This is a genomic window from Erysipelatoclostridium sp. An173 (assembly GCF_963931465.1).
GTDB classification, from domain to species: Bacteria; Bacillota_I; Bacilli_A; order Erysipelotrichales; family Coprobacillaceae; genus Thomasclavelia; species Thomasclavelia merdavium.
Genome location: NZ_OZ007017.1, coordinates 995,145 through 1,021,780, shown reverse-complemented (window position 1 = coordinate 1,021,780; position 26,636 = coordinate 995,145). Strand labels below are relative to the sequence as shown.

23 protein-coding genes and 1 pseudogene are annotated in these 26,636 nt (G+C 29.6%); 3 read left to right on the top strand and 21 right to left on the bottom strand.

What is annotated here, in order from left to right; translation table 11 throughout:
• Nucleotides 1-20 precede the first annotated feature (20 nt).
• A complete protein-coding gene (locus tag ABGT36_RS05160) occupies nt 21-536 on the top strand; it encodes a putative immunity protein (protein WP_087299819.1) in 516 nt (171 codons plus the stop codon).
• Nucleotides 537-565: 29 nt separating this feature from the next.
• On the opposite strand, the gene ABGT36_RS05155 is transcribed toward ABGT36_RS05160, so the two are convergent.
• From ABGT36_RS05155 to ABGT36_RS05110, 10 genes are all read right to left on the bottom strand, one after another.
• Nucleotides 566-1,399: a prephenate dehydrogenase gene (locus tag ABGT36_RS05155; RefSeq protein WP_087299821.1), complete on the bottom strand. Its 834-nt coding sequence runs from the start codon at nt 1,397-1,399 to the stop codon at nt 566-568.
• Between the two features lie 13 nt (nt 1,400-1,412).
• Nucleotides 1,413-1,793: a hypothetical protein gene (locus ABGT36_RS05150; RefSeq protein ID WP_087371824.1), complete on the bottom strand. Its 381-nt coding sequence runs from the start codon at nt 1,791-1,793 to the stop codon at nt 1,413-1,415.
• 9 nt (nt 1,794-1,802) lie between these two features.
• Nucleotides 1,803-3,272, bottom strand: coding sequence for a nicotinate phosphoribosyltransferase (locus tag ABGT36_RS05145; RefSeq protein WP_087371821.1), 1,470 nt, complete (start codon nt 3,270-3,272; stop codon nt 1,803-1,805).
• Between the two features lie 67 nt (nt 3,273-3,339).
• Nucleotides 3,340-3,636: a LysM domain-containing protein gene (locus ABGT36_RS05140; RefSeq protein WP_346677108.1), complete on the bottom strand. Its 297-nt coding sequence runs from the start codon at nt 3,634-3,636 to the stop codon at nt 3,340-3,342.
• A gap of 103 nt (nt 3,637-3,739) precedes the next feature.
• Complete coding sequence (rnc, locus tag ABGT36_RS05135) at nt 3,740-4,420, bottom strand: ribonuclease III (protein ID WP_087299829.1); 681 nt, start codon at nt 4,418-4,420, stop codon at nt 3,740-3,742.
• 1 nt (nt 4,421) lies between these two features.
• Nucleotides 4,422-5,396: a phosphate acyltransferase PlsX gene (plsX, locus tag ABGT36_RS05130; protein ID WP_087299831.1), complete on the bottom strand. Its 975-nt coding sequence runs from the start codon at nt 5,394-5,396 to the stop codon at nt 4,422-4,424.
• Between the two features lie 37 nt (nt 5,397-5,433).
• Nucleotides 5,434-7,452: an ATP-dependent DNA helicase RecG gene (gene recG / locus ABGT36_RS05125; RefSeq protein ID WP_346677106.1), complete on the bottom strand. Its 2,019-nt coding sequence runs from the start codon at nt 7,450-7,452 to the stop codon at nt 5,434-5,436.
• Between the two features lie 180 nt (nt 7,453-7,632).
• Nucleotides 7,633-10,230, bottom strand: a complete 2,598-nt coding sequence (locus tag ABGT36_RS05120) for a pectinesterase family protein (RefSeq protein WP_346677104.1) — start codon at nt 10,228-10,230, stop codon at nt 7,633-7,635.
• A 383-nt stretch (nt 10,231-10,613) separates the two neighbouring features.
• The gene (locus ABGT36_RS05115) at nt 10,614-11,525 is read right to left on the bottom strand and encodes an AEC family transporter (RefSeq protein WP_087299837.1); all 912 of its coding nucleotides are present in this window, start codon (nt 11,523-11,525) and stop codon (nt 10,614-10,616) included.
• An 87-nt stretch (nt 11,526-11,612) separates the two neighbouring features.
• On the bottom strand, nt 11,613-11,918 hold the full coding sequence (locus tag ABGT36_RS05110; RefSeq protein ID WP_087299839.1) for a PTS sugar transporter subunit IIB: 306 nt from the start codon (nt 11,916-11,918) through the stop codon (nt 11,613-11,615).
• Nucleotides 11,919-12,077: 159 nt separating this feature from the next.
• Here ABGT36_RS05110 and ABGT36_RS05105 point away from each other — a divergent pair, with 159 nt between their 5' ends.
• Nucleotides 12,078-13,052 carry a DUF3810 domain-containing protein gene (locus ABGT36_RS05105; RefSeq protein WP_346677102.1) on the top strand — a complete coding sequence of 325 codons (975 nt, stop codon included), beginning with the start codon at nt 12,078-12,080 and terminating at the stop codon, nt 13,050-13,052.
• 52 nt (nt 13,053-13,104) lie between these two features.
• Here ABGT36_RS05105 and ABGT36_RS05100 read toward each other — a convergent pair whose 3' ends face one another.
• The 8 genes and pseudogenes from ABGT36_RS05100 to ABGT36_RS05065 all read right to left on the bottom strand — a co-directional run bounded on the left by ABGT36_RS05100 (nt 13,105) and on the right by ABGT36_RS05065 (nt 23,609).
• Nucleotides 13,105-13,905 carry an SDR family oxidoreductase gene (locus tag ABGT36_RS05100; protein WP_346677100.1) on the bottom strand — a complete coding sequence of 267 codons (801 nt, stop codon included), beginning with the start codon at nt 13,903-13,905 and terminating at the stop codon, nt 13,105-13,107.
• Nucleotides 13,906-13,917: 12 nt separating this feature from the next.
• Nucleotides 13,918-14,643: a sulfite exporter TauE/SafE family protein gene (locus ABGT36_RS05095; protein WP_346677098.1), complete on the bottom strand. Its 726-nt coding sequence runs from the start codon at nt 14,641-14,643 to the stop codon at nt 13,918-13,920.
• 149 nt (nt 14,644-14,792) lie between these two features.
• The gene (locus ABGT36_RS05090; protein ID WP_346677096.1) at nt 14,793-15,674 is read right to left on the bottom strand and encodes a MurR/RpiR family transcriptional regulator; all 882 of its coding nucleotides are present in this window, start codon (nt 15,672-15,674) and stop codon (nt 14,793-14,795) included.
• Nucleotides 15,675-15,705: 31 nt separating this feature from the next.
• Nucleotides 15,706-16,365, bottom strand: a pseudogene (locus ABGT36_RS05085) (DNA alkylation repair protein).
• A 79-nt stretch (nt 16,366-16,444) separates the two neighbouring features.
• Complete coding sequence (locus ABGT36_RS05080) at nt 16,445-16,807, bottom strand: molecular chaperone Hsp90 (protein ID WP_346677095.1); 363 nt, start codon at nt 16,805-16,807, stop codon at nt 16,445-16,447.
• 117 nt (nt 16,808-16,924) lie between these two features.
• Nucleotides 16,925-20,356, bottom strand: a complete 3,432-nt coding sequence (locus tag ABGT36_RS05075; protein ID WP_346677094.1) for an alpha-L-fucosidase — start codon at nt 20,354-20,356, stop codon at nt 16,925-16,927.
• Nucleotides 20,357-20,376: 20 nt separating this feature from the next.
• Nucleotides 20,377-22,614, bottom strand: coding sequence for a family 16 glycosylhydrolase (locus ABGT36_RS05070; RefSeq protein ID WP_346677093.1), 2,238 nt, complete (start codon nt 22,612-22,614; stop codon nt 20,377-20,379).
• A 302-nt stretch (nt 22,615-22,916) separates the two neighbouring features.
• Nucleotides 22,917-23,609, bottom strand: coding sequence for a YoaK family protein (locus ABGT36_RS05065; protein ID WP_087371783.1), 693 nt, complete (start codon nt 23,607-23,609; stop codon nt 22,917-22,919).
• A 209-nt stretch (nt 23,610-23,818) separates the two neighbouring features.
• Between ABGT36_RS05065 and ABGT36_RS05060 the strand changes: the two genes are divergently transcribed.
• Entirely contained in the window at nt 23,819-24,712 is an 894-nt protein-coding gene (locus ABGT36_RS05060; RefSeq protein ID WP_346677091.1) for an ROK family protein, read from the top strand.
• A gap of 32 nt (nt 24,713-24,744) precedes the next feature.
• Here the strand turns inward: ABGT36_RS05060 and ABGT36_RS05055 are convergent, their stop codons facing one another.
• From ABGT36_RS05055 to ABGT36_RS05045, 3 genes are all read right to left on the bottom strand, one after another.
• Nucleotides 24,745-25,239 (bottom strand): hypothetical protein, encoded by a 495-nt coding sequence (locus ABGT36_RS05055; protein ID WP_346677090.1) that lies wholly within the window; start codon nt 25,237-25,239, stop codon nt 24,745-24,747.
• Nucleotides 25,240-25,525: 286 nt separating this feature from the next.
• Nucleotides 25,526-25,948 carry a flavodoxin family protein gene (locus tag ABGT36_RS05050; RefSeq protein ID WP_087299863.1) on the bottom strand — a complete coding sequence of 141 codons (423 nt, stop codon included), beginning with the start codon at nt 25,946-25,948 and terminating at the stop codon, nt 25,526-25,528.
• A gap of 150 nt (nt 25,949-26,098) precedes the next feature.
• On the bottom strand, nt 26,099-26,632 hold the full coding sequence (locus tag ABGT36_RS05045) for a flavodoxin domain-containing protein (protein ID WP_346677088.1): 534 nt from the start codon (nt 26,630-26,632) through the stop codon (nt 26,099-26,101).
• Nucleotides 26,633-26,636: the final 4 nt, after the last annotated feature.

Genomic DNA, 26,636 nt, shown 5'->3' with positions numbered 1-26,636 from the left:
TTTTATAAGGAGTCAATACAATGGTAAGATTAAAAAAGATGTTAGGTGATATCAATTCTAAAGAATGTCAAGATTTAATGCGACTAATCGAAACCCAAAGCAAAGAAACCCTTGCAAACTGGGCAATTGATTATGCATACGAAAAATATTTTCCAATTTATAATATTAATGATAATACTGATGAATTAATAAAAATATGCAAAGAAGCTATTAACGATAAAAGTAAATTACCAGAAGCTAAATCAGCTATCAAACAGATGCGTCAAAATGCCAAAGAACTAACAAATGAGCCAGTAAATTTAGCCGCAATTAAAGCAATATCAACTGCTTGTGCAACAATTCAAACGCCAAGTAATGCTTTTGGTTTTTTATTATATGGAAGTGCTGCTATCGCATATTTTAAATTAGGATTGAAAGATAGTCAGGAAAACTATGATAACTTAGCAAGTAATGAATTAAAAGAAGCACTTGCTTCTTTGCAAAAAAGAGCTATTTTAAACGAATCAAAACCAGTAAAAATTAAATGGAATTGTTAAAAAGCACATCAATAAAAAATTTGATGTGCTTACTTTTTTTCTAATTTTTCACGTCGTAATGATGATTCAATAAACATTTCTTTTAATTTTGCTTCATCATCATCATATAAAGCTTGTTTAATCATATCTAACTGTTCTTCAAAAGAATTAATCGACGCTAATAAATGATCACGATTTTTTAAAAATAATTCTGACCATAAATTTTCATTAATATTAGCTATTCTTGTTAGATCACGATAAGAATCACCAATATATTTTCCAGTATCATATTTTTGATTATCACTATTTATTAGGGCAACCGCTAAAGCATGAGGCAATTGCGAAGTAAATGAAACAACTTCATCATGAGCCTCTGGTGACATAATTTTAACACTTTTAAAACCAAGTGTAGCAACAAAAGATTCCATAAAACTAATCGATTCTTTTTTATTTACTGGATGTTCAATTAAGATATAATTTGCATTTGCAAAAACTTCTTTACTAGCGTATTCATAGCCTTTTTTTTCTCTACCAGCCATTGGATGGCCACTGACAAATTCAACATCTTCATCAATTAAATTAAATGCTTCTTGTAAAAAATATGTTTTAATTCCAACTGCATCTGTAATAATACTTCCTTTTTTAAAAGTATTATTTTTTATAAAATCGATGACTAACGAAGGATATAAACAAATAATCGTAAGATCAGATTGGGGAATAATTTCTTTTCCATCAACAAATCCTTCAATTATTGTTCCATCATCTTTAGCCATTTGCAATGTTCTTTTATCAACATCAATACCATAAACCTCATGTCCTTGACCTTTTAAAGCCTTAGCAAAACTTCCGCCAATTACACCTAAGCCAACTATTGTTATTTTCATGCAATCCTTCTCCTTATACAAATAAAAGGATTACAAAAGATACTGCTGAAATCATCAAACATGAAAAACAATAACGTCCCAACAATCCCCAGATTGAAGGTTTCTTTTTATTATATAAGTAAAATGATACTACAATCAATAAACTTGTAATCGCACCATGACCAATGATAAAGGCCATAAACTGATCAACAAATTGCATAAGTAATGGTATTACTATTAAACTTGGAATTAAAAAATCAAAAACAAGCAATAAAATTGATTTCCAGTCTGTCGGAATCCATCTAAAGTTAAAGTTCTCTTTAAATTCCTTAAATTTAGATACTTTTACAGGTGGTTTTTTCGAAAAAGTAAATTCACTTTTCTGTCTTTCTACCTTACGTTCAAATTTTGCCATAATTTACCTCTATTGTAATTCTCTATTTTTCTTTTCTAACATTTTTAATTTATAATCTAATAATGTTTTTGTTAAATCCACATAATAATCATGTGGGTATTCTAATCTAAACACCTCGTCCCATAGCCTTTCTTTTTCATGATTTGAATATTCACGAATTTCATTTACCGTATATTCAGGATACACACATTTCCCATCTACAAAAACCGGAACTTGTAATGGTTCAACAGTATATGTATTAGCTAATATTGTTTTAAATTTCCAAATATTTGATTGATGATAAATTGTTAAATCCTGATCGCTAGAAATTTTTTCATCATGAAAAGCAATAACATCACCAATAGCTTTTCCTGTTTCGTTTTCAAATAAGCGATAAACTTTTTTATAACCAGGATTTGTAATTTTTTCAGTATTTTCAGATATTTTAATTTTAGGAATAATTTCACCATTTTTTTCAATTGCTACTAATTTATACACACCACCAAATACCGGTGAACTGTGCGATACAATTAAATTTTCACCAACCCCAAATGAATCAATTTGAGCACCTTGGTCCAATAAAGAACGAATCAAATATTCATCTAAAGAATTAGACGCTGTAATTGTAGTATCGTGTAAACCAGCAACATCTAACATCACTCTAGCTCGTTTAGATAAATAAGCAATATCGCCACTATCAAGACGAATTCCTTTTAATTTTTTACCCATTGGTTTTAATACTTCTAAAGCAACTTTGATTGCATTAGGGACACCACTTTTTAAAGTATCATAAGTATCTACTAATAGTACACAATCATCAGGATAAGTTAAAGCATATGCTTTAAAAGCTTCAAATTCACTATCAAAAGATTGCACAAAAGAATGAGCCATTGTTCCAACAACTGGAATACCAAACATCATCCCTGCTGAAACGGTTGCAGTTCCGGCAACACCACCAATATAAGCAGCTCGAGCACCATAAGTTGCACTATCATATCCTTGAGCGCGACGTGCCCCAAATTCCATTACTGCTCGTCCTTTAGCTTCTTGAACAATTCGATGAGCTTTAGTAGCAATTAATGATTGATGATTAACTGTTACTAATAATAAAGTTTCTATCAGCTGAGCTTCAATAAATTTTGCTCTAACAGTAATTAACGGTTCATTAGGAAAAACTGGCGTTCCTTCTTTTACCGCATAGATTGAACCAGTAAATTTAAAATCTCTTAAATAATCAAAAAAATCTTCATCAAATTTATTTAGTGAGCGGAGATATTCAATATCTCCCTCACTAAAATGCAAATCCTTAATACATTCAATCAACTGCTGTAATCCAGCAAAAATAGAAAAACCACCATTATCGGGATTTTTACGATAAAACATATCAAAGTATACATATTCATCTTTATTACCTTGTTTAAAATAATTATATGACATCGTTAATTCATATAGATCCATTACTAATGTCAAATTACGTTTACTACCTGCATGAAAATTCATATCTACTACTCCTCGTATACATATTTAACAATATCATAAACTCTTTCTATTTAAAAATCCAGTTATTTTAGAAATATAGTTCATACGATTGACGTGGCTGTGGCTTAGGTTGTGGTTTTGGTTTTACTGGTGGCACATTTTGAAATAACACCGGTATCAACAACTGTTGGCTTGGAAATATTAATAAGTTGTCCTCTAAATCATTCATATTTTTAATATAATTTACTCGTGTATTGAATCTTCTAGCAATTGCATAGACATTATCACCTCGAGATACTGTATATAAAAATATATCACCAACTTTAGGGGCCACAATTGGAGCCGCCTGACGATCGAATAAATTATCCATGTAATCTTCGTACATGTTCATCCCTCCTACTTTACCCTATTCATCGATAAATAAAAGATATAGGCAAAGAAGCTATAAACAAAATATTTTTAGTACAAAAAAAACAGACCGAAGTCTGTTATCGAGCTAATTTATTTAAAGCATCTTTAGCAGCCTTTTGTTCAGCTCTTTTTTTAGATGAACCAGTACCAACCCCTAAAATCATATCATCCATTTTTACTGCCATTTCAAAAACCGGATTATTTGAAGGGCCACTAGATGAAAGCAGGTCATATGTTACTGTTTTACGTTGATCGGCTTGAATCAATTCCTGAAGTTTAGTTTTAAAATCAGTAATATCATCATAATTAACATCTTCAACATGCTTATAAATTGTTTTTTCTAATATTTTTTCAACATGATCAGGTCCACAATCATGACAAACAGCACCAATAAAAGCTTCAAAAATATCAGCTAATACACTATCACGATCACGACCGCCATTATTTACCTCACCAGCACCAAGATAAATCAATGGTCCTAAATCCAATTCTCTTGCAAATCGTGCCAATGATTCTTCACGTACTAATTTAGCTCTTAATTTAGTCAATCTTCCCTCTGGTAAATCTGGATATAAGTCAAATATATATCGAGAAACATGATATTGTAAAACTGCATCTCCTAAAAACTCTAATCGTTCATAATCATGTTTTTTCATTTTGTTTTCATTGGCATATGAGGGATGAGTAAAAGCTTCTTTAAAAATATCTAAATGTTGATAGGGCACTTCCATTTTATCTAAAAATTCTTTTAATTTCACCTTATTTCAATCCTTCTTTCATTTTTTCAACAACATTACTTGATACCATTTCAAACGCTAAATTTATAGCATTTTCAAAAGCAATCGCATCACTAGAACCATGAGCCTTAATTACTGGTTTTTCAAATCCCATCATTAAAGCACCCCCTGCTGCTTTCGTATCAAATTTTTTCATTAATTGTTTTAATCCTGGCTTTGCCATCAATGCCCCCACTTTAGTTCTTGTTGAAGACATTAAACTTTCTTTTAAGCTTTTTACTAGAACCTTAGCAACACCTTCAGTTGTTTTTAAAGCAACATTTCCAGTAAAACCATCAGTTACAATTACATCAACATCACCGTCTAAAATCTCTTTACCTTCAATATTACCGACAAAATTAATTTCTTTCATATTTTCTAATAATTTATATGTTTCTTGATGAACTTCATCACCTTTATGATGCTCACTACCAATATTCAATAAAGCAACTTTAGGATTTTCAATTTTACGAACATTACGAGCATAAACACTACCCATTACTGCAAAAGAAACTAATTGACTAGCAGTATTTTCAGAATTTGCCCCAACGTCAAGCATAGCAACATTATCACCTTTGTAAGTAGGCAACATTGCCATTAAACAAGACTTTTCAATTCCTTCAATTCGTTTTAAAAATAACATTGCACAAGCATAATAAGCACCAGTATTACCACAAGATAAAACTGCATCCACTTCGTTTTTACGAGCTAACATCATTGTTTTTACCATACTAGATTCTTTTTTTCTACGAATCGCTAAAATGTTTTCAGTCATTTCAAGTATTTCTCTAGCATCAATTAAAACTACTTGGGGATGATTATTTAACGCCTGTAACTCTTCAATTTTTCCAACTACATACAATTCATCAGTTTTATTTTTTTCTAAAAACGATAAGCATGCTTCTACAACAATTTCGCTACCCAAATCCCCACTCATTGCATCTATACCTAATTTCATTTTTTTCACCTCGTATTAAATTTAATTATAACATAAATTAATCAATATATTTATTATTAACTGTTAATTGTTCTTCAATTTCTTTTATTAATCTTAAATAAGCTGGATCATTTGATTTACTATGTAGCAATTCAATTGCATCATTACGCGATATTTCTAAAATATTAGCATCCTCAAAAATATCAGCAACCAAAAAAACTGGTAAGCCGCTTTGCTGATCACCTAAAACATCTCCAGGACCGCGCATTTTTAAATCATAATATGAAACCTCAAAGCCATCATTACACGACTCTAAAAACTCTAACCGTTTTAATGCATCACTAAGTGACGAATTAGTTAAAAGGAAACAATACCCTTGTTGACTACCACGACCAATTCTACCACGAAGCTGATGAATTTGACTCAATCCAAATCGTTCGGCATTATAAATAACCATCCAGTTAGCATTACTAACATCAACTCCAACTTCAATAACTGTTGTGGAAACTAAAATTTGAATTTGATTTTCTTTAAAACGAGCCATTATTTCATCTTTAGTCTCATCATCCATTTGACCATGCAATAATCCAACTTCATAATGTCCTTGAAAATAACTTTTCATCGCCTGATAAATACTCGTTGCATCACGACTATTTAACGCTTCACTTTCGCTAACAAGCGGACACACTACATAACATTGACCACCACTTGCTAAATAGTTTTTCAAATCTTTTAAGATTGGTCGCATACTAGAAGATTTTATTACTTTTGTAATTACTGGTTTACGACCCGCTGGCATCGTTTTAATTGTTGAAACATCCATATCTCCATATAAACTAATAGCTAACGTTCTAGGAATTGGAGTAGCTGACATAACCATAAAATCAACCTGTTTTCCTTTTTCCTTTAACGCTTTACGTTGTTTTACTCCAAAGCGATGTTGTTCATCAGTAATAACTAATCCTAGCTTGTTGTAATTTACTTTTTCTTGAAACAAAGCATGGGTTCCTACTACAATATCAATTTTACCACTTTGCAATCTATCATAAATATCTTGTTTTTTAGCATTTGATAAATGTCCAGTTAATAAAGCTATTTCTACATTTGTAACTACAAATAGTTTTATTAACGATTGATAATGCTGATTAGCTAAGATTTCTGTTGGTGCCATCAATGCTCCTTGATAACCACTTAAATAATTAGCATATAAACCAATGGCCCCAACGACTGTTTTACCACTTCCAACATCCCCTTGGACAAAGCGATACATTACTGTTTCTTTTTGTAAATCAGTTAATATTTCTTTAGTTGTTTTTACCTGATCTTCGGTTAATTTAAAAGGTAATTTTTTTATAAAATCATTTAACAGCTGATGATCAAATTCTTTTTTTATCCCAATATTCTCTTTTCGAGATAATTTTATATATTGCATTGTAAGTTGAAAACGTAAAAATTCTTCATATTTTAAATATCTTAACGCTTCGATAATATCTTTTTTATTACTAGGAAAATGGATTAAATTTAATGCTAATTCTTTATGGATCAAATGATGTTTTACCATCAAACTAATCGGTACTTGATCTTGAATATGATTATGATAAAATGCCAATGCCTTTTTTACATATCCTTGAAATGACTTTTGGTTTATTCCTTCTTTTAATGAATAAACCGGTGTTACTCCAGATAATTCATTTAAAGGTTTTAACTTAACGTCACTTGCAGTGATACTATGATTTTTTTGACTATATTTACCAATGACTGTTAAAGTCATTCCATTATGCATATTTTTCTTTAAAAAATGACGATTAAAAATTGTCACCCGATATGTTTCGCCTTGATACAAAATAGAAAATGTTAATCTTGATAGACGACCTTTATAAAATAATTTAGGTTCATCAACTAAAACACCTTCAATAATAACTTTTTCATTATCTATTAAAGGTGTTGCTTCAATTATTTCATAACGATAGGGAAAATGTAAAATAAGATCCCGCACTGAATATATATCCATATTATTTAGTAAAAGAATTCTATTTTCTTTTATTTTTAACTGTTGTAATGGTATTTCCTTTGACATATTATCACCAACAACATTGTATATTATTTTAACTAAAATATCTAGATTAATAGTTTTTAAAAAATAACTATCTTAATATACAATGTATTTATTATACAAAAGTTATTATTTAGTAACAAGGTCTTTTTGCATTAGATAAAAAAGGAATAGTTTTTATCCTATTCCTATAAAAAAACATTTTTAGATTTTACTTCTACGTTTACTAGTAACGAAGATACCACATAAAGCAATAATTGTTCCAGCTACAAGAATAGTAATTTGAGCTGTATCACCTGTTTTTACAGATTGACTTGTTGAAGTAGAAGAAGATTGATTGTTTCCAGCTTGATTTTCATCATCTGTAGTTTGTTCTGGTGGAGTTACAACACCAGGATTATCATCAGGAATAATTTCTGGTAGCCATTGTCCTAAACCATTACCAATTCTCATTCTATTTAAAATCTCTTCTATTTTTGTTTTACTATCAACATGTTCCATTTTACCTAAAACAATATCATAATCATCAGGTGATAATAAATTACCATCTAAATCCATACTGTTATATTCTATAAATTCAACTGTATCTTCATATGTTACATTAACAGTGCTGCCATTAACATGTTTACGTGTCCATACGTTCCAACGTTCATTTTGAATTTGATCGGTCATATAACAATCAATAAAAGTAGTTGCTGAACCAATATTTTTATAATTTGGATTAGGTATATCAGGATCAAAATAAGTAACTAATGTTGAACCATCAACACGAATAGATTCAGTATAACATTCATTTTGCCATGGTCGCCCTAAACTTACGTCTTCAACTCGTGAATCAGCAGTTAAACGACATTGATTAAATACTAAACCTTGATTTTCACTATTAGTGTTTGGTGCTGTATAATAACCGTTATCTTTACCATTGAAATAAGCCATATGTAAATTACATTGTTCAAAATAAGCATCAGCATTACCAAAGATAAAATCTACAGTTCCTTCAATATAAGTATCTTTAAAATATATACGATTATTAGGTCCTTTTACATAAAGAGTATCTTGACGACCAATAATTTTACACTTATTAACAAGTACTTTATCAGCATTAATACATAAAGCAACTGCTGGTGTTTGTTGATCTTTACCAGTATTATCTTTAGTATTATAAGTATTTTCAACAGTTATATTATACATTGAAAAATTTGTTCCTTTTGGACCAACGATAATTGTACCACTTTGATCAGTTCCAACATCTTTTTCATCTTGAGGAACGAAATTCCCTTCATCATCAAAAGTATTTGATGAATAATAATTAGATTGAATAATTACATCATCACTATTACCACTAATTGATTTTAAAGTTACATTTGGCTGATTTACAGATATCTTTTCGTTATAAACACCATTTTCTAATTCAATAATTAATGGTGTAGCTGCACTAGAAACTTCATTATCTAACGCACTTTGAATACTAGAATAATTAGCTAATGAACTTGTACCAACACGAACTGTATGACTTACAGAAGCATTATCACTACTATAATCAATTACAATTCCATCTAAATAACAGCTACCAGTTCCAGTAAAGGTAAGTGGTAAATAACTAGTTTCATCTGCTTTAAAAACAGTTTCAGCACCAATTGAAATTGGTTGTCCATTAAACTCAACATCTAAGTTATTGTAGTTGTTACCACTAACCGTTAAAGCTATTTCACTATCAGCAGCTATTGGTAAATATAAAATAGTTCCACCATTTATTTGTGTATCATTTTCACGAGGTGCAAATTTACTAGTTGAAGCATCGATTTGAATTCCATCAAATTCTCCTTTTTCAAACTGTAAATCTGGTCTTGTAACACTTGAAGTACCGGTAAAATCCCAGCTTTTATCTTTTGCTGTTACTTCAGGAACACCATAACCGCTATCACTACCATAATCCACCTTTATCATACTAACATATGCTTTTGAATTAAAAGTCACTGTCACATATTTAGTATCATCAACTGTTAAAGCAATATTAGAGTTTGAATTAGCCACTTTTCCATCAACAGTTAAATCAATTGGTGTAGAACCATCAATCGTTCCAGCGATAACTAATGAAACTCCTTTTGAATCAGTAGTAACTGGTACATAGATAGTTGTCCCTTCATTAATTGCCACACGGTTTTGGTCAACTTGAATATTAAATTTACCATTTCTTGCATCAACTAAAATATCATCATAACTTCCTTTGACCCCTTCAAGATTTGCATTTTCTTGTACATTACCGTTTTCATCTTTTAAAGAATCAAGAGTGTTAAAATAATATTCTTTATCACTAGCTTCGATACCTTCAGGAACTCCTGGATACTCAGCCTCCGGTTGTGTGTAAGACAATTCAATAGAACTAATATAACTTTGTATTTTAAAAGTAACATCAACCATTGTATCACTTGTATTTGTTACTGGAATAGTAACTTTATTTGAAGAATTAGTATAAGTTTGGTTATCTACTACTACTTCACAGCTACCACCAGATAAATTCAAAATGATATTAGCGCCTAGTTCATTGCCACTTACTGGAATTGATAAAATTGTTCCTGGATTAATTTGAAGATCAGTATCACGAGGTGCAAATTTACCAACTGTAGCATCGATTTTAATATCTTGCCATTCACCAGTTCCTTTTTCAATTGTAGTTATGTCTTCTTGTTGATTATTAGTAACCCAAACTCTATTTTGCATGGCTTCAATAGTTATTGCACTATATACAATACTAACAATCATTGCAAAGACAGTTATTAGCGAAAAAATCCTTTTTTTCATTTAAAAATCCCCCTTTCAATTGCTACTTTAACACACCCCAAAAGTCTACACAACGCAAAAAAAGTCGAATACATCACAGTTTTTTGACTTAATAACAATTAAATCACAATTTTATTTTCACTTATGTAATACATTTTCTAATCTATTAATTTCTTCCAAAATACTGTAATTACGTTAAAAAACATCAATAAATCACATAATCATCCTTTATTTATCTTAAATTTATCGTAAATTAAACAAATTGTTTTTAAAAAAATTAATTTTTTGTTAAAATTAATTTTTTTTGATAAATTCAACTATTTTTAACATTTATTATCAATAAACTAAATTTATCAAACAACAAAAAAAGAGGCTAACGCCTCTTAAAGATATCAATATTATCATTAAACAAAAACCATCAATAAAACCACTAACACTACAATTCCAATTATTATTGATAACGAATTTGCAACAGCGGCCACTTCCCCTTCATAACGACATTGCTTAGTAAAAACGGCAGCTACAGTGCTGATTGGAGCAGCCAAGGCAATTGTTAAAATTTTACGAGCTAATAGCGGTAAAGGTAAAAACATAAAACAAGCAAACATTAAAATAAAATTTCCTAACAAACGAATTCCTAAAACACGAATCAAATCTTTAAAATCATTTCGAGAAATTTTTATTTCCAGTAATAATCCAATCATTAACATCGCCAAAAAGCCATTACCAGCGCCAATAAAATCGGTTATTGATAAAACTGCATCAGGAATTCTAATCTTGAATAGTGCTAAAAAGAAAATAATTATATAGACATCAAATGGAATCGAAGAAAATAACTTCTTACACACATTACTGACAGATAACTTTTCCTGTTTATTTACAACACTAGAAGCAATTGCAAAAGTTCCTCCTAAACCCATCAAAGCATTTCCTACATCAAACATACATAAATAAGCAACTCCCATACCTGGGAAAAAAGCTTGAACAAATGGTAAAACAAAATTTCCAATATTATAACCAGAACAATTGATCATATATGCTGCTTGAGTAGGTGCTGGTTTACCATTACTTGCAAAGTAGCCAACAGCAACCATTATTAAATTGACAATAATTCCAATTGCAATCAATATTAACATTGCCCCATTAATTGTAATACCATTAGCATTAGAAAATAGTGCACATGGCAAGGTAACATTCATAATTATTGTCGCTAATATATAGCCATCTTCTTTTTTCAAAATCTTAAATTGTTTTAAAACAAAACCAATAATAATTACAAGTATAAATCCTAATGCTTTTATTAATACATCTATCATACAAAACCCTCTTATATACAACGTTTTTTTATTTTAACATCTATATTAATTTTTTTAAATAAAAAATAAGCTATTCATAAGAATAACTTACTTATTTACTAAATTAATTGCCTGATCTAAAACTGCTTGTCCATTCATTTTTACAAAATTATCACTATCAATTACATCAACAGGAATAGTATTGTTTACAATACCTTTTATATCTTCTATTTCACCAGCATTTTGTGGTGCTACTAAAACACAATCAGCGTCAGTCCATGAATGAGAAATTGCACTTTCTGCCATAGCCCAGATTAATGTATTAATATTTCTTTTTTTAGCTTCTTTTTTCATTGCATTTACAAGCATATTAGTAGTTAAACCAGATTTACAGCATAACAAAATTTTATACATAATATACCTCCGTTCCAATTAACGAAGTGATTTTATCACAACAATAATAAAAATACTAGAATTTTCATAATTTAAAAATATATTTTAATAATCTATCTATTATAGTTATATTTGACAACAATTATAATTTCTAATACATTTAATTAATAGGTGAGCGCTATGAAAAAAAATCTTATTTTAATTATCATTATCTTATTACTTAATATTATTGCTAGTAATTCAACTGACTTTGCCTCATGGTATGCAACAAATGTTTCAAAAATATTTGTTAATACTATTGGGCGAATTAGTAGTATTATGCCCTTTTCGATATTTGAATGGTTAGTTATCATTTTAGTTATTGGCTTACTAGCTATTACTATTAAATATCGTTCTATTACATTGATTGTACGTTATCTTTTAGTTATTATCCTTATCTTTACATTGACTACTGGAATAAATTATCATCGCATGTCATTAGAAAAAGAAATGTCATTTACACGTTTAGAATATAATAATGATGATTTAAAGAAATTATGTAATTATATTACTGATAAATTAATCAATCTAAAAGCTGATGAAATTTCGATTGAGAAAATTCATAGCGAAGCTAAAATAGCAATGAATAAGATAATTCCTGGTTATTATCCAAATCCTAAACCAATGTTTTTTTCAAAATTAATGACCATGGGTAATCTTTCTGGAATTTTTTCACCGTTTACAATTGAAGCCAACTACAATAAAGATATGCCTACTTATAACAAACCATTTTCAATCTGTCATGAATTTAATCATTTAGCTGGTTATATGTCTGAAGATGAAGCAAACTTTTTAGCATATCTAGCTTGTATAAATTCTAATAATGCATATTTTAATTATAGCGGATATTTAACTGCATTTGTATACGTTACCAATGCTTTAAATTCAAATAATATTGATGTTAGTGAATACTATGATCGTTTATCAGATAATATCATTAGCGAGTTACAAAAAAATAATAAGTTTTGGCAACAATATAATAATATTTTTGCTTCAATAACTGATAGCATTAATGACACTTATTTAAAAATAAATTCAGTTAGTGAAGGAACCGGCAGTTATTCAATGTTTGTTGATTTGCTTTATTCATATTGTGTTGATCAAGAATTATTTTAAAAGCCAGCAGTTAACTACTGGCTTTAATACTAGATTTATCAAAGTTATTTTACTACCAAACGTGATAACCACCATCAATAACAATATCGATTCCCGTTGTATAAGTCGAAGCATCTGATAACAAATAAATAACTGCCCCAATTAACTCGGAAGGTTTACCAACACGATGCATTGGCGTATTATTCATTGAATTTTCAAACACTCTAGGGTCATTTAATTTAATGAAATTTTTTACATTACTCATTCCTTTTTCTAAAAAACCAGGTGATACACTATTAACACGTACATTATATTCACCATATTCACTCGCCACACTTCTAGTTAAGTGTAATACCCCAGCTTTAGAAGTACAATAACCTGACATATTAAAAGGCGGTTTATTAACAATTGTCCCTGTAAACGAAGCAATATTAACAATCGATCCTTGTTTTTGATCAACCATATACTTACCAAAATATTTACAACACAAGAATGTCCCCACAACATTAATATTCATTAATCGTTCATAATCTTTTCCAGTATAATCTTTAATACTGCCATGTTGATTTACACCGGCGGCATTAATTAAACCATCAATTCGTTTAAAATCATTAAATACCTGTTCACTAACTCTTTTTATATCTTCTTCTTTTGAATTATCAGCTAAATAATATTTAACAGTAACATTGTATTCTTTTTGTAGGCGTGCTTGTAATTCTTTTAATTTTTCTTCATTAGCCGGGATATCAATCATCGCTACATTACCACCAGCTTGTCCTATTACTTCAACAAAATGCGAACATAAATAGCCACTAGCTCCAGTAGCAACAATTACCTTTTGATTCAATCTAAATAAATCCATAACATTTTCCATTTTTTATTCCTCCTATAATAATGTCGTAATAACATTTGATAAACCACATAGACCAATTATTACATATGTTAATTTTTTTACTAATCCACCATCAAGACGATCGACAATTTTATTAGCAACAAATAATCCTACTAAAATACCAAGCATTCCTAAACCAATTCCCGGCATTAAATCAATAGTAATGATTGAATTAAAGATTCTAAAAATTGTTGAATAAAGCACATTAATAAGGAAAAAACATTGGATAGTTCCTAAATATTCTTCTTTACTGCTTGTTTTAGCTAAAAAATAAATAACCATTAATGGTCCACCAATCCCAAACAAACCATCACAAATACCAGAAATAACAATACATAATATAGAAACAATTCCTTTTGGTTCGATATCTTTTTTATTAAAAAATAAGAAATACAATGATAATATAATCAAAAAGATCCCTAGAATAATTTTCATTACTTCTTGATTGATCATTTTAGCAAATAAAATAGAAATACTGCTGATCGCTAAATATAAAACAGCTGGTGCAATAATCTTTTTAAAATTAATTGTTTTACAATAACGATAAACCATCGCTGCACATAAAATCATACAAATAGCACTAGATATACCAGCACTTTGTACAACACTATATTGTAATGGTAGAAACATCATCATTACTACTCCAGCACCAAAACCAGTAACCCCTTGAATGATGCCACCAGCTAAAGCTGGTAGAAAAATATAATGAACAAATTCCATAATTATCCTCCTTCATCCTGTCAATTTCTATTTATAATAAATACCAATTTCCTTTTTTTAACAAGATTTCAAGACAACAAAAAAACATCGTCTTCAAAATGGCAAATTTTTAAATGCCGATTTGAAAACAATGTCTTCAACTATGCAATTTATTCTTCATTCATCACTTCATTACTGCTAACTCGATATGGCTCATAATCTTTGGAAATCTGTTTCTTTAAATTAAAATTCTGTTCATAATCCTTATGAAAAACCGCACTATACAATAAATCAAAAATCAACATTATCGAAACACTAGAAGAAAAACTACCAATATTGCTATATAATTTTTCTCTTGTTGTCATCCGTAATGTAACATCAACTCTTTTACTTAACGAATTTTCACCTACCGAAGTAATCAAAATTGATGAAGCTGGGCTAGAAACGATTTTTTCAAAATAAAGTTTAGTTCGCTGAGTCGTTCCGGTATAAGAAACAATGATAAAACAATCATCTTTACAAGCATGGTATGCATAATAATATTGAAAATTAGGATTATCACTTATAATTACCTTTTTACCAATACGCATCATTCGATCAGCAAATACCTTAGCAAATTCTAGTCCAACCCCAATACAAATAACATGAATATTTTTCGCTTTAACTAATAACGTTATTGCATGGATCAGCATTTGATAATCGATTAAAGATAATGTATCATTACTAGTTTCTTCATATAAATGGACAACGGAATTACAAACACGAGCCAGATTATCATCTTTATTAAACGGAACATTAGCGTCAACTTTACTAAAATAACCATTTAAATATTTTTCTTCATCTAAAAAAGCTTCTTTAAAATCTTTATATCCCTTAAACCCTAATTTATTACACAATCTCGTTACTGCCGATGTTGAGCTATAAGCTATTTTAGCTAATTCACGTATTGACATATCTTTAATCTCAACACCTAATGATAAAATATTATTAGCTACGTTTTGTTCAGAAACAGATAATGTTTTTAATTCTTTTAAATTTTCTTTTATAAGCATAACAACACCCCTTAGTTATTATTTTATTAATTTAGAGATATTTACTAGCTTCTTTAATACTTAAAGAGCTCATTTTATCTCGATATTTTTCAATAAAATTTCGTACCCATTCTGGATCAGTTTTTGAATAATCTCTTAAACTCCAGCCAATTGCCTTATTAATAAAAAACTCATCACTATTTAGATTATTTACAATTATCTTTTCTAGTAAATGCTGATCAGTTTGATCTTTTCTTAATAATTGATGGTCAATTGCAATTCTCCTAAGCCAAAAATCATCATCTTGTGACCATTTTAGCATCAATATAGCAACTCTTGTATCTTTCAATCCAATATCACCGATAATTCGATCAAAACAATCAATTGTATCCCATCATTCTTTACTTTGAATATATTCTTTCATTTTATTAATATCTTCATATTTTAAAAATTTTTTCATCGTTGATAAATAATCACAAACAAAATATTGAAATTCACGATGTTCATCTTGATAACAGTAATCTAAAAACTGCCAATCAATTTTTTTATTTGCTTTTTCTTGTTTTAAAATATCTCTATAAATTCCTTTTCTTTTAGGTGTAGCTATGCCATAAAATTTAAATAAATTTCGCATGTATTTAGCCATTTTTCTAGCATTTTCAATATCTTCATGTTGTTCAAACAATTGTTTTAAAAGTAAATATTTATCCATTATTCTACCCTCAATAATATAATTGTTTTATTAATTATACAAGAAAATCAAAAAATAAAGAATTAGAAGTTTAAAACTTCTAATCCATTAACATTTCTTCTTTACTTTCTAAAATCAATTCACACGCTTTACAAGCTGGACAATCACAATATTTGGCACCGGCTGCTTTAATTTCCTTTCCATGTACTGCAACCTCTTTAGCCTTTTCTTCCCCAAACACTTGTTTTCCAGCTTCACTTTCAGCAAAAGTAATCAATCCATCAATAGGCATAATGTCTTCTTGTAATTTAGCAAGATAAATTTCAGTCTGCTTTTTTTCTTGAGCAGTTCCAATCGCTTTTAACCAGGTATTGGCAACTTCTTTTAATTCACCACAACATGTTGCACTATTAATTAATTCATTAGTTTTTTCTACTACAAAATCTAAAGTTTCTTGTTTCATAAGGATCCCCTTTCTATGATAATACTTTATCTTTATTATAACACATTTATAAAATAGTTAAATTTCAAAAAAAGAATGACCAATAAGGCCATTCTTTTTGTATATTAATCTTGTGTATTAATTATGATCATATTCTTTTTTTCTTTTAACAACAATGTAAACAGCTCCTGAAATAATAATTCCTAAAGCAAATATTGCCATTGTTTGTTGATCTCCAGTATCTGTAGCATTAGCATTTTGACCATTATTAGCACCTGGTTTTTCTGATACACTTGGATCTTGAGTTGAATTATTATCATCTCCATCTGTTACATTATCAACTTTACCTTTAACAATAATTTCAAATGTAGCAGAGAATTCAGTTCCGTAATGTACGGTAACTGTTTTAGTACCTTCACTAGAAGAATCAAATCCAGTTACTGTTACTCGATTAGTTACATCCATTGTAGTACCGTCTTTTAATTTTGCAACAACTTGCATACCTGTTAAGTCAAGTTCATCACCAACAGTATAGACAGTTTTTGATGGTTTTGAAACAATTTCAATAGCTGTTACATCACCTTCATCAACGTTTTTCAATGTAACTTTAGCACCATCTAGAGCTACCATACCTTCACCAGTTGCCGTAATCACTAAATTAGTAATTCCCGGATTATCTATGATAACATCAATAGATTTAGTGCTCATTTGTGCATCAGCCGCTTTTAACTCAACTGTTTGACTTTGAATACCTTCACCACTAATTGATAATGTCATATCAGCAGTTGCTTTATAATCAAAGTCGAAACTATAAGTACCTGCATGAGTAGTATTTAATGGGACAGTAATTGTGTTACCTTCTTTGATTTTGTCAATCATTCTTCCATTACTGTAATCATTTCCATTAACCATTTTTAAATATTCATCTTTAACAATATTGTCATGTGATGAATCAAGTACCCCTAATTCAGCTTCTAATAATTTTTCTTCATCAAATTCATCAGGCATGATCATTGCATTTCTTACAGTATATTGAGAAATTGTTTGTAAATTTCCATATGCTTCTAATAATGCATTAGAAAGTCTCATCTTATCATCATCACTTAAATCAGGATTATCCACTGCTGCTTTTGCATTCAAGTAAGCCGCATCAAATTCAGCCCATCCTTCTTCTTTATACCATGATTGGCTAATATTTGAAGTCTGTTCAACTGCATCTGCAATACGAACATCATCTTCAATAATTACTACACGAGCTGTACTCTTCATACCTAATTCAGCACCACCAGTTGGCGTAAAGATTTCTACATAGAAGTCTTTATTTCCAGTAACTGATAAATTATCGATTGTCTGAACAGTAATATATTTAGTTTTTTCACCATCTTTAAAAGTAATGGTTTCATTAGTAATATTTTCGTAATATTGTCCTTGAACCGCAGTTCCTGGAGGTGTAGTTACATTAACAGTTACTTCACCTGTAGAACCACCATTACGTTTGATTTTAACTTTAACAGCATCTCCTTCATTTACCTGATAAGAATCTGCTTCAATTTCAAATAAACCGTTTTCATTTACACCTAAGTAATATCCATAAGCAAAGTTAACTTTTCCACGATTAGTTCCTGTTGTTAACTGAATTGAATGTTCACCATTTGATAAAGTTGGTGATTCATATAAAATTTGATTAGGTGTTTCACTAGCAGCTGAACAACTTGCTGAACTTATATACTTTCCATCAATATAAATATCAAATGCTCCATAGTTAGGACCTTTTGTTCCTACCAGCGCAAAGTATGTTCCTTCAAAAGTATATTTAATATTTGCCCATCCATCAGTTGTTGTATAACTTCCATCTGCTTGTTCATGCCATCCAGTATTACCTTTACCATCATCATCCCATGATCCTTTATTTAAAGATAATCCTTCATCACCAGGAACAAATTTAGTATAAGCTGCTGGTAATGGTTGAGTTGCTTTAAAATCATCTGCCGCCTCATAAACACCGACTTCACTAATCATTGGTTCTGCTTGCGAACCAGTAATATTAATTCTGATTGCCGTTGCTGTTACAGGATCGCTTCTTAATAATTTTTTAGCACCAATTGTTTTTCCATCGCCAAAGACAGCCCATTCACCGTTTTCTCTTTGGTATTCAACGTTAAATTCACTAATTCTTTGACCTTTAGTAATATATTCTTCAATTGAAACCACATCAAATTGTTTTGCTTCATCAAATTGAATTTCAATTACACCTGTATTAGTACCTTTTTCTGTTGTCCAGTAAGTTTCATCATCACCATCAATAACTTTAGTTGGTGAATATTGCAATGCATTTTCATAAACACTGCTAGCACTAGCACTTGCACCAGTTACTAAATTAGTATCAAATGTTTCAGCAATTGCATTTTTAAATTCATTTAATCTAGAATAAATAGTTCCATCTAAATCTCCAGTTTTATTTGGAGGGAAGTTTAATAATAATGGTGATCCATTACCGATCGTATCAAAATAAATTTTTGAAAGCTGGCTCATTGATTTTGGATTATCACCATCATGATAGAACCACCCGGCAGTAATACTAACATCACTTTCAGGTACAGACCAATGATCACCATCAGGAATACCATAAGTAAATCCATCAGCTTCACTATATCCATCACCTTTTTCAGAATCTACTTTAGCCCAAGTTTCTTCACTTGCTTGACCCTTTTCATTTCCAATCCAGTGAATACCACCATCAGTTCCACCACCAAAGATTAAAACACCAGGTTCATTTTCTTTGATTGTAGATAAGATACGGTCCATATCGTATTCTTGAGCGTCGCCACCTTCACCTTTGGCACCGTCCATCCACCATTCTACAAATCGACCATTATTTCCATAAATTGGATTAGTTACGATTTCTGTAATTTGGTTAACATAGTAATCATTATAATCTAAAGCATCTTTCTCTTTAACTTCATCCATTGTCATGCCATTGATTGGATTACCACTTTCATCTAATAAAGAATTACCATTTTCATCATAATATCCATAACTTTCAGCATTAACATCCCATGGTGATAAATATAATCCCATATCCATATTATGTTTTGTACATGCTGCAGAAATTTCTGCTAATACATCACCTTTACCATCTTTATATGGAGAATTTTCAATATCATGTTCAGTATATGCACTTGGCCAGATACAGAATCCATCGTGATGCTTTGCAGTTACAATCAATCTTTTAAAACCAGCATTTTTTAATGCTTCAACATATGAATCAGCATATGTAGCAATATCACCTGTAGGGTTGAATGATAATGGATCTTCTTGACCATCACCCCATTCTTTATCTGTAAAAGTATTCATTCCAAAGTGCACAAACGCTGCTAATTCTTCTTCATGATATTGAAGTTGTGCTTCATTTGGTACTGCACCCCATGCTTCAGGTTCTACTACATTTTTATTTTCTAAATCAGAGTCATCTAACATATTTGCGTTAACTGCTGTATAAGCAAATTGACTTACCAGTGTTGTCGCTAGCGCTGCTGCCAAGACTCCTTTCATCACTTTTCTTTTCTTCATATTTTGAACCTTCTCTTTCCTTATTTAACATGCAGAGTTGCAATTTCTCTTGTATAGATATTTGATTCACCTACTGTTGAATAAACAATTTCATAAGTACCTTCTTTGGAGAAATCTATTTCACTTGTTCTTGTTTTACCATTCCACATTAATTTTGTTCCATTATTTACAGAACAATATACTTCTAAATCATTACCATTGTAGTCTTTAGCTGATACATTAGCTAATAAATTTTGTAATTCATCTTCATTACTAATTGTAATATCTTTAACACCATTAATAGTTGGACAAGTTTCATAATATTTATCAGCTGCTGCTTTTTGTTCTTTAGTTTGACTATAACTTACATAATCAATAACAAAATCCATTGGGAATTGCGTTTGATCATTAGGGAATCCTGGCCATGCCCCACCAGCTGCTAAGTTAAGTAATAGATAATGTGGTTTGTGGAAGTAATCTAAATCAGTAATATATACTGTTGAATAAAGGTTATCATCAACATACCATTGAATTGTATCTGGATTCCATACAATACTAAACGTATGGAAATCATTATTAAATGTTTCGTCATTTGGCAATGTATATGTATTAGTTTGAGCTTTATCACCATCTTCAGTTAAACCATTATGAATCGTACCATGAACTGTTCTGTCACTAGTACCTGGCATATCAGGGTTTTCACCAATTAATTCCATGATGTCAATTTCACCACACATTGGCCATCCAACACCTTGATCACTAGCAACTAAACCATCTAATGTAAAGTCATTACCTAACGTCCAAAATGCAGGGAACGCTCCAGCTCCTTTAGGTAATTTTGCTCTCATTTCAATTTTCCCATATAAAAATTCTCTTTTACCAAAAGTAGCAATACTTCCAGAATCGTATTTTTTTACGATATCGCTACCATCAGCATTATAATGAATCGTATATTCATGTTTTTTTGTTGCCCGTAAAATTAATTTACCATCTTCAACAAATACATTTTCAGAACTGTCAACATACTCTTGTGGTTCAATTCCACGTTTATGTCCTAACTGATAAGACCAGCTGTTCATATCTAATGTATCGAATTCATCACGCCATACTTCAGTATAAAGTTTATCTTGTGCTTCTTGTTCTTCTTCTTTGATTTCTTCTAAATATTTATCATATTCTGCTTTTTCATAAACACGCATATCACTTATACTAGCAGTACTATTTCCATAATATTTATAAATATCAACATAAGCTTTTTCAAATGATCCTGAATTAAATGGATATGTGTATTCTTTCCAAGTTACCCCTCCAGAATACCCAATATTGTCATCAGCTTTAAATAAGCTAGTACCATCTAATGCATTAATACTTGTAACAGTTCCGGTATTGTCTGAACCATGTTTCAAATAGACTTTAAATACATAATCAGTATTTTGCTTTAATCCACTGATTAGAGCTTTCAAAGAATTATATTCTACATTTTCCGGAAGTACCAAACCATAGGCATTTTCACCATACCCTTCACCTATTACTGCTGGTACATCTCCGTTATAATAGAATTTCCCTGATTCATAACTATATGTATCACCATTATTTTTCAAAATATCAGATGATTGAACATTGATCAAATCACTATTTTTAATATAGTTTGTCAATTTTGTTTTCGTTTCTTGTTTTGCTTGATATTCTTCATAATCAGCTTTAGTAAATAACTTAGCATCATCTACATAAACTTCAGATTTATAAATATCACTAACTGTATCTTTTTCATCAGTCCATTTAAGAACCCTAATTACAATTTCTTCATGATTACCTGAATTAAATGAAACTGTCCCATGTTTCCATTCAGTTCCGCCCGTCCATACTTCGTCAATTCCTTCAATCTTATTAGTATTAGCATCTAATACTTGTAAGATACCACTTCCTCCAGCTAAAGATGTTCTTACATAAGCTGAAAATACGTAATCTGTATTCTTTTTAACTTTAACTACTTGTGCCAGCCAAACGTTTTGTTTATTAGCTGGAAGCATTCCTGAACGTTCACTTTCGTTATTTCCAACATAGCTTACAACTCCACCTCCTTCAGAATACCAGTTGCTGTATTCCATATCAGATGGAGTACCTGAGTACGTTAAAATACTGCTTGTTTGTAGTTCTTCAAAATTACCATTAACAACTAAATCAGTCGGTGCCGCATTAACTTGCCAGGTTTGTTTTGCTGCCGCAAACGTACTTAGAACTAGTGCACTGGCGATAAGAACCTTTTTTGTTTTCTTCATTTTTTTCTCCTTTCTCGTAAAGTAAATATCTGGAATTATTTACTAAACTTTTTACTAAAGAGATTATATTCTTTTTAGTAAAAAATTGCAACCGTTTACAATCAATATTTTTCTTTTTATTAAAAAAAACACCTTTTAATGAATGTTTTTTTAATTTTAATAAATATTTTTTTGTTAATTATTAATTTTTTATCATATAAAATATAGTAAAATTTACTAATCTCAACCGATAATTATTACTGATTTTTTTATTAAAAAAAATATTGTGATTATTTTATTTTAAATTAATCACAATATTTTATCTAAACATTATATTCTTTTAATATATATTCTTCTTTTGAATTATATGCATAAACAATATAACTTAAATTTACTAATAAAATAATAATAGCTAACCAAATACCATGAATAGAGTATATTCTACATGCAAAGCAAGAAAGTGCAACACCAATATGGAAACTTAATAATGTGCCACCAAAGAATTGTGCTTTTTTTAATTTTTCTTGTTTTTCCTCCAAATCATCTAATAATAAATATTCCATCAAAGAAACTACCGTTTGTTTAACATTATTTGTTGAAAAAATAGTTGAACTAACATAACCTAACGCTCCTTTAAATACACACCACTGAAATGCTGTTACAAAAAAGATGGGATATAAAGAAAGTAACGGATCAACTGTCGCTGGTATCATACCAACAATCAAAACTGCTAGCAGTTCTAAAGCAATGCATAAATATTTAAGATTTATTTTTGACCGTTTTTCTAAATACACCGCAATAATAATCGCTCCTACATAAATCAACAAAGCCCCTAATCGTAAGCACATTTCTAAAATATCGTTTCCTAAAATACTATGTACCAATTCAATCAAATTTGCTGTTTGAGCCGAACCAAAAACAGCCATTCGACTAAAAATCGCATAGCCACCTAAAAAGCCACCACAAATAGCCATCAAAAAATGAGTCTTTACTTCAAACTTATCTTTTTTATCCATTTTTATATCGCTTCCTTTTTTTACCGAAGTTATTATAACACCAAATACAAAAAAGTGTAACTTAAAATATAGGAATATATTATTTTTAGATTCTTTAATAACGAATAGTTATTGAAGTAACATATTTAATAAATTCTTTACTATCGTTTGATAATTTAATAAAATAACAATAAGAATAAATCATGATTTTAAAAAGATAGGAGGATCATATGAAATACTTAGTTTTAGATGTCGGTGGAAGTGCTATTAAATATGCCTTGATGAATGATGAATTAAAGATGCTCGAAAAAGGAAAAGTTCCTACTCCAAAAGATAGTTTAGAAAGTTTCAAAACTGCTATTAAAGACTTATATGACCAATACAAAGATCAAGTTGATGGTATTGCAATGTCATTACCTGGTTTAATTAATAAACAAACTAGAAAAATGCAGGTTCCTGGTGCTTTACTTTATAATCAAGATGCTTATATTTTAGAAGAACTACAATCAGTAACTACTAAAAAATTTACAATTGAAAACGACGCTAAATGTGCTGCTCTTTGCGAAGTAACATACGGTAGTTTAAAAGGCTGTGATGTTGGTGCTGTATGTATAATTGGAAGTGGTATCGGCGGTGGTATTACAATTGGTGATAAAGTATTTACTGGTACTCATGGATTTGCTGGCGAATTTAGCTATCTATCTGATGATTGGACAAAAATAAATGGTTTTGATGGTAAATGGGGTTCTGATTCAAGCGCTTTAAGACTTGTAAAAATGATTGGTCAAGCGGTTGGAAAAGAAGGCATTGAAGGTCCAGAAGCTTTTGAATACTGTAGCCAAGGTAATAAAAAAGCTTTGGCTGCTTTAAAAGAATTTTGTGATACTTTAGCTATGGGATTATTTAATATTCAAGCTGCTGTCGATCCCGAAAAAATCGCAATTGGTGGTGGAATTAGCCAACAACCTATTTTACATGAATATATTCAAAAGTCATTAGATGAAATCTATGAAAAAATGCCAATTCCAATTCCTAGAGTTCAAATTGTTCCATGTGCTTATTTTAATGATTCCAACTTAATTGGTGCTCTAGCAAATTATAAAAAAACATTTAATATAGAATAAAAACAAAGTATGGCCATTCAAGCCATACTTTTTTAATCATCAATATAATCTTCAAATGACCGAATACTATCAATATTACATTTTGCTTCTAATTGCTTAGAATGTCTAATAAAATATTTTTCAACCTCTAAACGATCCATTGTTGAAATAATATTATAAACACCTGCTGGATCATCAGTTCTTAAATCCTTTTCTTTTAGCTTTTCTATACAACTCAAAACTTCACTTTGACTTCTAAACTCTAAAGTCCATTTATTATTCATAGTATAAATATTTAAATCATATAAATATTTTATTGTCTTACTAACTACATATGCTGGTGTATAATTACCAATTGCAAGTGATAGTACAAGTTTATCAATATCCACAAATTTAAATTCTCGTTGTCTTAATTTTTGCTTATTAGCAGATTTTAAAATAATTCTATCGTCCAAAATTTCAAGCTTAAAATTTGCTAATGCATGTAAATCAAATGGATTAATACTATTATGTTCGTTTCCATATTGACATTTAAATACTGTTTTCATTTTCATCACCTTTACAAAATCATTATTATAATATAGTTTTATTCAACTCCACTTCCAATATAACCATCATAAACACCTCATTTACCAATTAATTATTTTTCTTATTTATATTATATCATATATTTTAAATAAAAAAAGATTACTGATAATTGTTTTATCAATAATCTCGATCATTTCTTATTACTAAGAAATTGTATAATTATATCAGGTAATTTAAATAAATATATTGTGTGTTATCATACGGGGTAAATGTTTTTATTTTTACCTGAAATAATTATATTAAAAATTAATTTGATGTCATTCCTTTATAATTCATATGATATAAAGTACAAAATCTTTCCATTGTATAATTACACAATGATAAAGTTTCTTTAGAAGGTGCGGCCCCTTGAATTACAAAATATAAATCCTTACCGCCTAAATCATTATTATCGACAATTGAATATAAACGATCTAACAATGCTCTTAAAGGCGCTGCCATTGAATACCAGTAAACAGGTGTTCCCATTACAAGTACATCAGCTTTACACATTTCTTGATAAATTTCTGCAAATTGATCATCAGGAAAATCTTGACCTAATGCATATAATTTATAATTAACTAAATCCAGTTGTTTATATGGTTGATCTTTTAATAACTTTTTTACCATTCTAGCAGTATTACCGTTTTTATTAGGACTAGCATTAACAAATAAAATATTTTTACTCATAATCATTACCTTCTTTCTTCTAGCAGTTAAAATATCTTTAAACCACTATCAACTTTACATCAATAATTATAGTTAGCAATCAAATAAAAGTACAATATCAATATTACATCATAGTATAATAAAATTGCATAGTAACAATAAATACACACTTTAAACTATACTTTTAATTAATTCAAGCAAAGGTATTAAATAATGATTATCTACATAATTAACTTTTTGTCCTTCAATTTCTAATAAAGCCTTCATACTAGGTTCTAAAGAATCACGATCTTTATTTTTAAGGACTTTTTTCATTGTTTTACATAATGTCCGATCAACAAAACTTAATTTGCTTTCATCATAATTTCCCCGTCCATAAAATAAATCAATATTATTTAAATCCCCACTTAGATTTTGTCTTTCTATTTCTTCAAGCAATGCTGAGTCCTTTTTACTTAAACCAACCGCAAAAATAATTTTCTTCTTATCTTTAAAATTAGCAAAATATTTTTTTACTTCTTTTACAATTGTAATATTACCAGCATATATACCACTTACAAAAATTATTACATCATAAGATTTTTCATCTCCAGGATGATAATCTTTAATGTTCATAACTGTACTATCGAGCTCTTTTTTTAATAACTCTCCATATTGTTTACTTGCACCATATTTAGATTTATACAATATTAGTATCTTTTTCATTTTA

Bases quoted from the DNA above. Each gene is read 5' to 3' on its own strand.
- ABGT36_RS05160 (WP_087299819.1), top strand. From the start codon at position 21: ATGGTAAGATTAAAAAAGATGTTAGGTGATATCAATTCTAAAGAATGT.
- ABGT36_RS05155 (WP_087299821.1), bottom strand. From the start codon at position 1,399: ATGAAAATAACAATAGTTGGCTTAGGTGTAATTGGCGGAAGTTTTGCT.
- ABGT36_RS05150 (WP_087371824.1), bottom strand. From the start codon at position 1,793: ATGGCAAAATTTGAACGTAAGGTAGAAAGACAGAAAAGTGAATTTACT.
- ABGT36_RS05145 (WP_087371821.1), bottom strand. From the start codon at position 3,272: ATGAATTTTCATGCAGGTAGTAAACGTAATTTGACATTAGTAATGGAT.
- ABGT36_RS05140 (WP_346677108.1), bottom strand. From the start codon at position 3,636: ATGTACGAAGATTACATGGATAATTTATTCGATCGTCAGGCGGCTCCA.
- plsX (WP_087299831.1), bottom strand. From the start codon at position 5,396: ATGAAATTAGGTATAGATGCAATGAGTGGGGATTTGGGTAGCGAAATT.
- recG (WP_346677106.1), bottom strand. From the start codon at position 7,452: ATGTCAAAGGAAATACCATTACAACAGTTAAAAATAAAAGAAAATAGA.
- ABGT36_RS05120 (WP_346677104.1), bottom strand. From the start codon at position 10,230: ATGAAAAAAAGGATTTTTTCGCTAATAACTGTCTTTGCAATGATTGTT.
- ABGT36_RS05115 (WP_087299837.1), bottom strand. From the start codon at position 11,525: ATGATAGATGTATTAATAAAAGCATTAGGATTTATACTTGTAATTATT.
- ABGT36_RS05110 (WP_087299839.1), bottom strand. From the start codon at position 11,918: ATGTATAAAATTTTGTTATGCTGTAAATCTGGTTTAACTACTAATATG.
- ABGT36_RS05105 (WP_346677102.1), top strand. From the start codon at position 12,078: ATGAAAAAAAATCTTATTTTAATTATCATTATCTTATTACTTAATATT.
- ABGT36_RS05100 (WP_346677100.1), bottom strand. From the start codon at position 13,905: ATGGAAAATGTTATGGATTTATTTAGATTGAATCAAAAGGTAATTGTT.
- ABGT36_RS05095 (WP_346677098.1), bottom strand. From the start codon at position 14,643: ATGGAATTTGTTCATTATATTTTTCTACCAGCTTTAGCTGGTGGCATC.
- ABGT36_RS05090 (WP_346677096.1), bottom strand. From the start codon at position 15,674: ATGCTTATAAAAGAAAATTTAAAAGAATTAAAAACATTATCTGTTTCT.
- ABGT36_RS05080 (WP_346677095.1), bottom strand. From the start codon at position 16,807: ATGAAACAAGAAACTTTAGATTTTGTAGTAGAAAAAACTAATGAATTA.
- ABGT36_RS05075 (WP_346677094.1), bottom strand. From the start codon at position 20,356: ATGAAGAAAAGAAAAGTGATGAAAGGAGTCTTGGCAGCAGCGCTAGCG.
- ABGT36_RS05070 (WP_346677093.1), bottom strand. From the start codon at position 22,614: ATGAAGAAAACAAAAAAGGTTCTTATCGCCAGTGCACTAGTTCTAAGT.
- ABGT36_RS05065 (WP_087371783.1), bottom strand. From the start codon at position 23,609: ATGGATAAAAAAGATAAGTTTGAAGTAAAGACTCATTTTTTGATGGCT.
- ABGT36_RS05060 (WP_346677091.1), top strand. From the start codon at position 23,819: ATGAAATACTTAGTTTTAGATGTCGGTGGAAGTGCTATTAAATATGCC.
- ABGT36_RS05055 (WP_346677090.1), bottom strand. From the start codon at position 25,239: ATGAAAACAGTATTTAAATGTCAATATGGAAACGAACATAATAGTATT.
- ABGT36_RS05050 (WP_087299863.1), bottom strand. From the start codon at position 25,948: ATGAGTAAAAATATTTTATTTGTTAATGCTAGTCCTAATAAAAACGGT.
- ABGT36_RS05045 (WP_346677088.1), bottom strand. From the start codon at position 26,632: ATGAAAAAGATACTAATATTGTATAAATCTAAATATGGTGCAAGTAAA.